At 62.6% G+C, this 11402-nt stretch carries 9 protein-coding genes; 6 read left to right on the forward strand and 3 right to left on the reverse strand.

The window, feature by feature from the left end; genetic code table 11:
• Positions 1-152 precede the first annotated feature (152 nt).
• Positions 153-512, reverse strand: a complete 360-nt coding sequence (locus tag P0D71_RS22040) for a BON domain-containing protein (protein ID WP_091801595.1) — start codon at positions 510-512, stop codon at positions 153-155.
• A 286-nt stretch (positions 513-798) separates the two neighbouring features.
• The gene (locus P0D71_RS22045) at positions 799-2604 is read right to left on the reverse strand and encodes an acyl-CoA dehydrogenase (protein WP_408298970.1); all 1806 of its coding nucleotides are present in this window, start codon (positions 2602-2604) and stop codon (positions 799-801) included.
• Positions 2605-2872: 268 nt separating this feature from the next.
• Between P0D71_RS22045 and P0D71_RS22050 the strand changes: the two genes are divergently transcribed.
• The 3 genes from P0D71_RS22050 to P0D71_RS22060 all read left to right on the forward strand — a co-directional run bounded on the left by P0D71_RS22050 (position 2873) and on the right by P0D71_RS22060 (position 5925).
• Positions 2873-3646, forward strand: coding sequence for an SDR family oxidoreductase (locus P0D71_RS22050; RefSeq protein ID WP_408298968.1), 774 nt, complete (start codon positions 2873-2875; stop codon positions 3644-3646).
• A 105-nt stretch (positions 3647-3751) separates the two neighbouring features.
• Entirely contained in the window at positions 3752-5434 is a 1683-nt protein-coding gene (locus P0D71_RS22055; RefSeq protein WP_408298966.1) for a long-chain fatty acid--CoA ligase, read from the forward strand.
• 176 nt (positions 5435-5610) lie between these two features.
• Positions 5611-5925 carry a hypothetical protein gene (locus P0D71_RS22060; RefSeq protein WP_408187271.1) on the forward strand — a complete coding sequence of 105 codons (315 nt, stop codon included), beginning with the start codon at positions 5611-5613 and terminating at the stop codon, positions 5923-5925.
• 134 nt (positions 5926-6059) lie between these two features.
• Here P0D71_RS22060 and P0D71_RS22065 read toward each other — a convergent pair whose 3' ends face one another.
• Positions 6060-6971, reverse strand: a complete 912-nt coding sequence (locus P0D71_RS22065) for a LysR family transcriptional regulator (protein ID WP_408482088.1) — start codon at positions 6969-6971, stop codon at positions 6060-6062.
• Positions 6972-7086: 115 nt separating this feature from the next.
• On the opposite strand from P0D71_RS22065, the gene P0D71_RS22070 reads away from it, so the two are divergent.
• The 3 genes from P0D71_RS22070 (at position 7087) to P0D71_RS22080 (ending at position 10843) form a co-directional block, all read left to right on the forward strand.
• Positions 7087-8193 (forward strand): tartrate dehydrogenase, encoded by a 1107-nt coding sequence (locus tag P0D71_RS22070; RefSeq protein ID WP_091801578.1) that lies wholly within the window; start codon positions 7087-7089, stop codon positions 8191-8193.
• A gap of 95 nt (positions 8194-8288) precedes the next feature.
• Positions 8289-9584, forward strand: a complete 1296-nt coding sequence (locus P0D71_RS22075; protein WP_408482090.1) for an MFS transporter — start codon at positions 8289-8291, stop codon at positions 9582-9584.
• A gap of 128 nt (positions 9585-9712) precedes the next feature.
• Complete coding sequence (locus P0D71_RS22080) at positions 9713-10843, forward strand: VIT1/CCC1 transporter family protein (RefSeq protein WP_408482091.1); 1131 nt, start codon at positions 9713-9715, stop codon at positions 10841-10843.
• Positions 10844-11402 lie beyond the last annotated feature (559 nt).

Here is an 11402-nt window from a genome sequence, read left to right on the forward strand (position 1 = left end):
ATCAGGTTGGCTGCAAGCTCGCGTGACGCAAGTCCCACTGCGACGCTGAGTTTCAAATACCAGGACGACAGGCGGCGCCTCACGCTCTCATTGAGCGACGAGCGGCGCCGCCTGTGGTCACCAGGCAACTCACCGGGTGACAGAAGAGGCGCTTAACCTCCGCCGCCCTGGGTGCCGATAGTCAGCTTGTTATTCACCGACTTCACACCCGCCACATTCTTTGCCACTTCCTCCGCCTGCGGAATCTGCGCGCCGTCGGGCACCGATCCCGTCAGCGTGACTACGCCACCGCGCGCCCGGACAAACACGTTCGACACGTCAAAACCCTGCGCTTTCGACAGAGCCTTGCGCACCTGCAGACCCAGCGAGCGGTCCGCCTTCTTGACCGTTTTGGCGCTGGGCGCCGACGCGTCGGCGGACGGCGCCGCATCGCTCGACTGGGCATAGGCGCTGGACGCAGTTGCCACACACAATGCGATGCCCAGCGCCTTCAAAAGATTGACTGTTTTCACGTTTTCTCCATCCTCGAAAAGTTGATGTCGCTTTGTTGCATGCAAAAAACCACGCGCTTGCGAGCACTTTGCCGCCCACGAGGAGCACTCTGTCTTGTAGAAGAGTCATGCCGCGTCGCTCCCGGCGCGCTTAAACAATACTCCAGCGCACGCGCTCATGCTGGAAAAACTGGCTGGAGCGCCGCATGGGGAGCGGTTCAGGCCAACATTGCGCTGGCTGTTGCTGATGGCATCGAGCAAGTCTGCTTACGCGATTCGGGCTGCAAATTCGCCGGCGCCGCAGCGCCTAAAACCAGTTCGGCGCCATGCTGAGCGTGGTGTCATCCAAAGCCCGCAGCGTCTTTAGCATCAACGCGACGCGCGGCAGTTCCCAGCGGAAGAACCACTGGCACGCATGCAGCTTGCCGCGATAGAAGTCCGCGTCTGCCTCGGTATGCGATGCGCTCAGTCCGGCGCTGGCGACGATCGCTTGCCGCAGCCACGTCCATGCGATCACGATATGGCCGAAGGCTTCGAGAAACGCATTCGCGTTGGCGAGTGCGCGTTCGCTGTCTTGAGCCAACGCGGGCAGCAGTGCTTCGATCGTGGCAGTCAGGTCGGTCCATGCTTCGCCCAACGCAGCGGCGTGCGCATGCAGTGGTGCATGCTCGCGCGCCGCATCGATCGTGCGTTGGATCTCACGTGCCAGGTGGCCGAGCGCGGCGCCCTGTTTCATCGTCACCTTGCGGCCGAGCAGATCGATGGCCTGGATGCCGTGGGTGCCTTCGTGAATCATGTTCAGGCGATTGTCGCGATAGAACTGCTCGACCGGGTATTCACGCGTATAGCCGTAGCCGCCGTGAATCTGGATCGCCAGGCTGTTCGCTTCCAGACACCATTGGGACGGCCAGGATTTCACCACCGGCGTCAGCAGGTCGAGCAGCAGGCCCGCTTCGGCGCGTGCCGTGTCGCTCTCGCCGGTGTTCTGTTCATCGACGAGACGCGCCGCGTACAGGCACAACGCATAAGCCCCTTCCACATAGGCTTTTTGTGCGAGTAGCATGCGGCGCACGTCGGCGTGTTCGATCAGCGGCACTTGTGGATCGAGTGGGTTCTTGTTGTCGGGACGACGCCCTTGCGGCCGTTCGCGTGCGTAATCGAGCGAGGCCAGATAGCCGCGGTAGCCGAGCATGACCGCGCCTAGACCGACGCCGATGCGCGCCTCGTTCATCATGTGGAACATGGCGGCGAGACCCTGGTGCGCTTCGCCCACCAGTTCGCCGATGCATTGACCGTGTTCGCCGAACGACAGCATGGTCGACGTCGTGCCGCGCCAGCCCATCTTGTGAATCAGTCCGGCGAGCGCGACGTCGTTACGCTCGCCGAGCGTGCCGTCTTCGTTGACGTGGAATTTGGGCACGGTGAAGAGCGAGATGCCTTTGACGCCCGGCGGCGCGCCGGGAATACGCGCCAGCACCAGATGCACGATGTTCTCGCTCAGTTCGTGGTCGCCGCCTGAAATGAAAATCTTGTTGCCGCGAATCGAATACGTGCCGTCCGCATTCGGCGTGGCGCTCGTGACGAGATCGGAGAGACTCGAGCCCGCCTGCGGTTCCGTCAACGCCATGGTGCCGAACGCGCGGCCTTCGAAGAGCGCTTGCAGATATTTTCGCTTCTGTGCCGCGCTGCCGAAACGTTCGATCACGTTCGCGTTCGCCGTGGTCAACATGGCATACGACGCAGTGGCAATGTTCGCACCCTTGAAGAGTGACAGGCACGCGAACGAAATCACCGAGGGCAGCTGCATGCCGCCCCATTCGTAGTCTTTACCCGCAGCGAGAAAACCGGTGGCGCGCAATGCGTCGAGGGCCTGCTTGACCTCGGCGGGCAGGGTAACGCGCTGACCGTCGAACTGCGGTTCGTGTTCATCGGAGAGACGGTTGTGCGTCGCGAATTTTTCCACGGCAACCGCATGCGCGGTTTCGAGTGCGGCGTTGAAGGTCTCGCGGCTGTGATCGGCATGGCGCGCGCGCTGCGTGAGCGTCTGCGCTTCGAGCACTTCGAACAACTGGAACTCGAGATCACGCGGGTTGATGATCAGCGCATCTTGCATGACAGAAGACCCGTAGAAAAAGTAAGCCGTTATGCGCAACAGGTGCGCAACGCATAAGGAAAAACACAACCGAATGCCTCAGCACGGCAGGGCTGAAAAGCGCGTTATCCGGGTAATTCCCAATGCTCCGTCTGGCGGCGTTGCATGTCAGTTTATAACGAAAGTGAATGAGCGTGCTTTTATTTACAGGCTGAATTCCGGCACGTATGATGGACGAACAATGTGGTCAACCACTCTGCACAGCAGAACAATCTGGAGGAGCGACGCAATGTCTGTGAAGGACCTGTTTCGACTGGACGGCAAGGTTGCACTGATCACCGGAGGCTCTCGCGGACTGGGTCTGCAAATGGCCGAGGCACTCGGCGAAATGGGGTGCCGCGTGGCCATTACCGCGCGTAAGGCCGACGAACTCGCTGAAGCAAAAACGCATCTGCAAGAGCGCGGTATCGAAGTGCACACGGTGGTCAACGACCTGCAGCGCTTCGAGGGCATTCCCGGCCTCGTGGATGAAGTGCTGGGCGTGCATGAGAGTATCGATATTCTGGTCAACAACGCCGGCGCGACATGGGGCGCACCCGCCGAAGACTATCCCGACGAAGCGTGGCACAAGGTGATGAACCTGAACGTCAATGCACCGTTTTTTCTCGCGCGAGAAGTCGGCAAGCGCAGCATGATTCCGCGGCGCGCGGGCAAGATCGTCAATATCGCATCGGTAGCGGGGCTGAAGGGATCGCCGCCGGGCATGAACACGATTGCGTACAACACGTCGAAGGCCGCCGCGATCAATTTCACGCGCGCGCTGGCTGCGGAATGGGGCAAGTACAACATCAATGTCAACGCGATCTGCCCGGGCTTTTTCCCTTCGAAAATGTCGGCGGGTCTGCTTGGCAAACTGGAAGACTCGATCGTTTCGCGCACGCCGTTGCAGCGCCTGGGTGGCGACGAAGATCTCAAAGGCCCGATCGTGTTTCTTGCGAGTGAAGCGTCGCGCCATATTACCGGTCAGGATTTCGCGGTGGACGGTGGCGCGATCATCGTCTAGGTGCGACGCGGGTCAGGCGTGACGATGTGAACGAAGCGCGCGGCTCGGGCAAACCGCGCGAACCGGGCGAACCGCGCGCGGACACTAAAAAATCAGGAGACGCTGATGAACGAACGCCATCATGCGCATTGGCCGCCGCAAGTGCCACTGCATTTGACGCTACCCGAGACCAGTCTTTTCTATAACGCTGAAGTCTCGGCGGCGCGCTTTCCCGACAAGCCGTTCGTCATCTTCTACGACACGGCGATCACGTTTGCAGAATTCAAGGACGAATCCGAGCGGGTTGCGGGCTTTCTGCAGCAGGAGTGCCAGGTCAAGGCGGGCGACCGTGTTCTGCTCTATATGCAGAACAGTCCGCAATGGATCGTTGCTTATTACGGCATTCTTCGGGCGAACGCCGTGGTGGTGCCGGTCAATCCGATGAACATGACCGCGGAGTTGGCGCATTACGTCGAAGACAGCGGTGCGACTACGATCATCGCGCCGCAATGTTTGTTCGCGAACGTCGAGCCGTTGATCGGCAGCGGGCCCGGCAAGGGCATCGAGCACGCGATCGTCGCGACGTATAGCGATTATCTGAAGCGGCCGTCGCCGATTCCCGTGCCTGAATTCGTCGCCGCGCCGCGTAAGACCTTCGACATTGCCGGCGTCACGCCGTGGCGAGACGTGATCGAGCGGCACATCTCGCCGGGGCCGCTCACCACCGGTCCGGACGATCTGTGCGTGATGCCTTATACGTCGGGGACCACCGGCAAGCCGAAGGGCTGCATGCACACGCACCGCAGCGTGATGAGCACGCTGCTCGGCGGCTGTGTGTGGTTCTCGGCGCCATCTGACGGTGTTTATCTATCGGTCTTGCCGCTCTTTCACGTGACGGGCATGCAAGGCGGCATGAACAGCGCGGTCTTCTCGGGCGCAACGATCGTCCTGTTGCCGCGCTGGGATCGCGAAGCGGCAGCGCTATGCATGCAGAAATATCGCGTCACCGCATGGCAATCCATCTCGACGATGATGGTCGACTTTCTGTCGAACCCCAAGCTTGGCGAATACGATCTGTCGAGCCTCACCGGCACGCGCGGCGGCGGCGCGGCGATGCCGGACGCGATTGCGAGAAAGCTCAAGGCGCTGACAGGACTCGATTATGTGGAAGGCTACGGTATGACGGAAACGATTGCCGGCACGCATATCAATCCGCCGCACCGGCCGAAGCCGCAATGCCTGGGCATTCCCGTGTTCGACGTGGACTCGCGCGTGATCGATCCGGTCTCGCTACAGGAATTGCCGCAAGGCGAAACGGGCGAGATCGTCACGAACGCGCCGCAGGTCATGCAGGGTTACTGGGGCAATCCGAAAGCGACGGCGGAGGCGTTCATCGAACTCGACGGCAAACGGTTTCTGCGGACTGGCGATCTGGGCCATATCGACGAAGACGGTTATTTCTTCATGACCGATCGCCTGAAACGCATGATCAACGCGTCCGGTTACAAGGTATGGCCGGCCGAAGTCGAGGCGCTGATGTACCGGCATCCGGCGATTCACGAGGTGTGCGTGATCGGCGTGAAGGACGAGAAACGCGGCGAGACCGTGAAAGCGCTGGTCGTGGCGGACGCGGCGCATGCAGGCACGATTACTGCGCAGGAGATCATCGACTGGGCGCATGAGCAGATGGCCTCGTATAAGGCACCGCGCATCGTCGAGTTCGTCGGGTCGCTGCCTAAATCGGGCAGCGGCAAGATTTTGTGGCGGAAATTGCAGGAAGAGGACGCGGCGCGCACGGCCGGCTCGTGAGGATCGTCTGCTTGACGAAAAACCCGCTCGCGGCGCTGAGAATACTCTTCGGATGGTTTGCCTGTAAGCTCTAATCGCGAGTCCGCAGTGGTTGCAGTGCGCGGCTCGTGGCGCTGGACAAAGGCGTGCAGACAAGCTTCGAAGCTATTGCCAACTTTCGAGAGGGGATATTGAAGATGAAGAGCTTTGCCGTTAAACAGATCATGCTCGGACTTGCCGTCACCGCCCTGGTGGCAGGCAGCATTCCGCTCGCCGCGGCTCAAGATGCCAGCGGCGCTGCTGCTACCGCGGCACCCGCCGCGGCAAGCAGTGCGAAACCCACCAAGGCCGAGCGCAAGGAGGCACGCAAGCAGGCGCGTGCCAAGAAGAATGCCGAGTTGAAGAAGCTCGAAGACGCAGGCTACCAGCCGGCCCAGAATGATCCGACCTATCCGGACAAGCTGCAGAAAGCCGAGAAGAAGGCCGGCGTCGGAGCAGGCGCGAGCCAGTAAGCGTGACTGCAGCCGCGCGACGTGATTGAATTTCGCGCGGCTGCCGCCGGGACGCGCCACCGTGTTGCACGCGTGCGCATGCGGGCGGGAGAGATGCGAGCCGACTCAACCCAACCCAACCCAACCCAACCCACTCAGCGCGCGCCGAGCGTCTCGATCAGCATGTCGACGAACGCCTTCACACGCGCCGTCATTTGTAACTGCTGTGGATACACAGCATAGATGTCGGCACCCGGCGTGCGGTAGTCGGGCATGACGTGGACGAGCCGGCCATCGGCGAGATACTCCGCGATATCCCACTCGGCGCGCATCAGAATGCCGTGGCCGTCCAGCGCCCATTTCACTGCGATTTCCCCGTCATTGGTGGTGAGGTTGCCACGCACGCGCACCGTTTCGGTCTGCTCCGCGGCGCCGCGTCCGCTGGTCAGACGCCAGAGCCCGTAGCCATCGCCGCCCTGGCGAATGCCGATGCAGTTGTGCTGGGCCAATTCCGCCGGGCTACGCGGCGCTCGCCGTTGCGCGAGATAGCGCGGCGCCGCGCACAGCAGGCGCCGGTTCGATGCCACCCGGCGCGCGATCACGCGCGCATCCGGTGGTTCGCCAAAGCGCACGCACACGTCGAAGGCGTCGTCGCTGAGCGGCGGCGGGTCGACCGACAACTGCAACTGCACGTCCACTTCGGGAAAGCGCCGGACGAACGCCGAGATCAACGGGGCGACGTGGCTGCGCCCGAAACCGAGTGTCGCGTTGACGCGCAGCAGACCTTTCGGCGCCGCCTGCGAGCCGCCGAGCAACTGGGCGAGGTCATCCATCTCGCTCAGAATGCGCCGTGCGCGCGTCAGATACAGCTCGCCTTCGGGCGTGAGGCTCATGCGCCGCGTGGTGCGGTTGACGAGCGAGACGCCCGCGCGCGATTCCATCTGCGCCAGATGCTTGCTCACGGCTGCCGTGCTCAGGCCGAGTTCGCGCGCCGCCGCCGTCAGGCTGCCGCTCGCGGCGAGCGTGGAGAAAAAGGCGAGGTCGTCAGGTTGGATGGGCGAGGTCATGGAACGGCCTATTGTTAACCTGAAGTTAAGGATGCTTTGAGTCTAGCAGCGTATTTACGGGCCGTGGCCGTTCTACGATGCGCTCCATGCTTTCACAACATCATGGAGACGCCCAATGAAGACCTATCGCATCGCAACCATTCCCGGCGACGGCATCGGCAAGGAAGTCGTGCCCGCGGGCCGGCGCGTACTCGAGGCCATCGCCGCGCGCAGCGACACCTTCGCCTTCGAGTTCGAAAATTTCGATTGGGGCGGCGACTACTACCGCGAGCATGGCGTGATGATGCCGGCCGACGGACTGGATGCGATTCGCCATCAGGACGCGATCCTGTTCGGCTCGGCGGGCGACCCGCATATTCCCGATCACGTGACGCTGTGGGGTTTGCGCCTGAAAATCTGCCAGGGCTTCGATCAATACGCGAACGTGCGTCCCACGCGCATCCTGCCCGGCATCGACGCGCCGTTGAAGCGTTGCGCGCCGCAGGATCTCGACTGGGTCATCGTGCGAGAGAACTCGGAGGGTGAATATGCCGGCGTGGGCGGCCGCGTTCATCAGGGCCATCCGATCGAAGTCGCCACCGACGTGTCGATGATGACCCGCGCGGGCGTCGAGCGCATTCTGCGTTTCGCGTTCCGGCTCGCGCAGTCGCGGCCGCGCAAACTGCTGACGGTGATCACCAAGAGCAACGCGCAACGTCACGCCATGGTCATGTGGGACGAGATTGCGCTGCAGGTGTCAAAGGAATTTCCAGACGTCCGCTGGGACAAGGAACTGGTCGACGCCGCCACCGCGCGCATGGTCAACCGGCCCGCCACGCTCGACACGATCGTCGCGACGAACCTGCACGCCGATATTCTCAGCGATCTGGCCGCGGCGCTGGCCGGCAGCCTCGGCATCGCGCCGACCGCGAATCTCGATCCCGAGCGTCGTTACCCGTCCATGTTCGAGCCGATTCACGGCTCCGCCTTCGACATCATGGGCAAAGGGCTGGCGAATCCGGTCGGCACCTTCTGGTCGGTGGTGATGATGCTCGAACACCTGGGCGAGCACGGCGCCGCGCGGCAATTGATGGCGGCCATCGAACGCGTCACGGCGGACCCGTCGCTGCATACGGGCGACTTGGGCGGCACGGCCACGACCGCGCAGGTGACCGATGCCGTTTGCGCGATCCTCGCCGCCGACTCGTCCACCAAAGCGGTGGCCGGCGTGAAGGCCGCCTGAGCCGACCCCGCGTACGTCATACAGAAACATAACGCCCGGACGAACACGTCACGGGCGATCTCACTGCACCGTGCAGAGATCGAGTGGAGACAGGTATGAACGATGAATTGCAGGCCCGTGTGGTTCGCAAGCTGACCTGGCGCATCTTGCCTTTTGTGATGCTGCTTTATTTCGTCAGCTTTCTCGACCGTGTGAACGTCGGCTTTGCGGCCATCACCATGAACAAGGACCTCGGCTTGACGCCGACCATGTTCGGGCTCGGCGGCGGCATTTTCTTCCTCGGCTATTTTCTGTTCGAGGTGCCGTCGAATCTGATCCTCAACAAGGTTGGCGCGCGCATCTGGATTGCGCGCGTCATGGTGACGTGGGGCCTCGTTTCGGCGGCATCCGCGTTCGTTGCGGGGCCGACTTCGTTCTATACGCTGCGCTTTCTGCTCGGCGTGGCCGAAGCCGGATTCTTTCCTGGCATCATTCTTTACCTGAGCCAGTGGTTTCCTGCCCGGCAGCGTGCCGTCGCGGCCGCTGCGTTCATGGCGGCCGCGCCTTTGTCGACCGCAATCGGCTCGCCCATTTCCGGCGCGATCATGCAGATGCCCGCGTTGTTCGGGTTGAAGGACTGGCAGTGGCTTTTCATCGTCGAAGCGATTCCCGCCGTCCTGCTCGGCTTTGCGGTACTGAAAGCGCTCACCGATTCCCCGGACAAAGCCAAATGGCTCGCCGCCGATGAAAAGGCCTGGCTCATCGCCACCTTGCGCGAAGAACGCATCGGTCGAGAAGCACACGCCGGACATGCCGCCGGCGCGCTCGCCGCGTTGCGCGACCCGCGTATCTGGATCATGTCGATGATTTATTTCGGCACGTCCGCGGGACTCTATACGCTTGGCTTGTGGGCGCCGCTCATCATCCGCCAATATGGTTTCAGCGCGCTCGGCACGGGCGCATTGAACGCGATTCCGAGCGTGCTGGCGGTGATCGGCATGGTGGTGTGGGCGCGTCATTCGGACCGGCGCGGCGAGCGCACCTGGCATGTGGTGATTCCGTGCGTGGCGGCGGCGCTCGGGCTCGCCTGGGCCGGCGTCGCGGACACGGCGGTCGGCGTGGTGCTGGCGCTGGTCGTGGTGAACGTCGGCATTAGCGCGGCCAAGGCGCCGTTGTGGGCGATGCCGAGCACGTTTCTCTCGGGTGCGGGCGCGGCTGCCGGCATCGCCATGATCAATTCGATCGGCAATCTGGGCGGTTTCGTCGGGCCGTTTGCGATCGGCTGGCTGAAAAGCGTGACGGGCGGATATGCTGCCGGGCTCTATGTGGTGGCGGCGAGCCTGGTGGTTTCCGCTTTGCTGGCGCTGGCCGTCGGCCGGCGAGGATATCGGACCGCGCCCGCGACGCAATGATCCGGCATGACCGGATCTCGACAAGATGCGTTGCCATTGCCGCTCTAGGCACGCGTCAAGGCATTGATGCTTTCCGTACCTGAATCGATTACGCTTTCGCCAGCGACTCAAAATTCAGGCACACCACCATGGCATCCCGGCAGGAAATCAAGCGATATAAAGCCAATCTTTCCGACGAACTGCACAGCGCCGCGCTGTACGAAACACTCGCCGAGGCCGAGAAAGACGACACGCGCAAACAGGTGTACGGCGACCTCGCAAAGTCGGAGCGCGATCATGCACGCGTGTGGGCCGACAAGTTGAGGGCCAACGGGTTCGAGCCGAAGGGCGCGGGCCACGCCATCAAAACGCGCCTGATGAAAGGCCTGGTTCGCCTCTTCGGCGCGGGTTTCGTGCTGCCCACGCTCGCGGCGGCGGAATATGCCGATCGCAATAAATACGAGGGGCAACCGGACGCGGGCCGCATGTCCGCGGACGAGCAGCATCACGCCGCCATCGTCCGCACGCTGGCGCATGGCGGTGGCGACGCGAATCTGTCGCCGGGCGCGCGGATCGCCGCCGCGGAGCAGTGGCACAAGGGCGCGGGGGCCGGCAACGATTTGCGCGCCGCCGTGCTCGGCGCCAACGACGGCCTCGTTTCGAACTTCTGCCTGATCATGGGCGTGGCGGGCGCGGGAACCGGCAACAAGGCGATTCTGTTGACGGGGCTGGCGGGGCTCATCGCCGGTGCATGCTCGATGGCGCTGGGCGAATGGCTTTCGGTCACCAACGCCCGCGAACTGGCCAGCACGCAGATCGCCAAAGAGGCGCAGGAAATCGAGGAGACGCCGGAAGCCGAAGAGCACGAACTCGCGCTGATCTATCGCGCCAAGGGGCTCGAAGCGGACGAGGCCAAACGGGTCGCCTCGCAAATGATGCGCGACAAGAGCAAGGCGCTCGATACCCTGACTCGCGAAGAGCTCGGACTCGATCCCGCGGAGTTGGGCGGCAATCCCTGGTCGGCCGCGGGTGTGTCGTTCTGCCTTTTCTCGCTGGGTGCGATCTTTCCGGTGATGCCGTTTCTGTGGACTCGCGACTACAACGCGATCGTGCAATGCGTGGTGCTGAGCATGCTGGCGCTTGCGTCGATCGGCGTGTTCACGTCGCTTTTCAACGGACGCAGTGCCGGATTTTCGGCGTTGCGGCAGATTGTGATCGGGCTGATCGCGGCTGCGTTCACGTTCGGGGTCGGGCGGCTTTTGGGTGTGTCGGTTTCGTGAAGGCGGACCGGCTCGCATCTGGCGAACGGCATGATGGATAGCTGCTTTCGGCTCTCGCCTGAAGCAGGTTCGAGTCGATCCGGGGTTGCGTGATGAAACAGCGCTTTTCGGGCCGAATTTCCGACCCCTTCGTCTGCTGCGCTGCCGCAACCTGACCGCCGGGCTGCGGGACAGCATTTTTTTTGCCCCGCGCCGCCTCCACTTGCTCAGGCGCGACACGCGTCGCCGCTCGGCCAAACACCCTCCAAACCCTTATCCAGCAAGGCTCCGGCAGCCGCCGTCCGGCGTGCGCCAGAGAGGGGTGTCGCATTTCCACATGTGCTTGTCGCAAATAGTCGGCTAGGCGCACTTTTTTCTGGCAACTATGTATGCACAGCGCGGACGGACGTCCGCCACTGCAGCAACTATCGGTGCATGGGACCGGAGGCAGTGCTAAAGCGCAAACTCCGGTCGAAGCGGTGCATGGGACCGGAGTAAGCGCTAAAGCGCTAACTCCGGTCGAAGCGGTGCATGGGACCGGAGTAAGCGCTAAAGCGCTAACTCCGGTCGACATAGGAGA

Origin of the sequence: Paraburkholderia sp. RL17-383-BIF-A (assembly GCF_046028015.1) — a bacterium.
GTDB lineage: Bacteria > Pseudomonadota > Gammaproteobacteria > Burkholderiales > Burkholderiaceae > Paraburkholderia.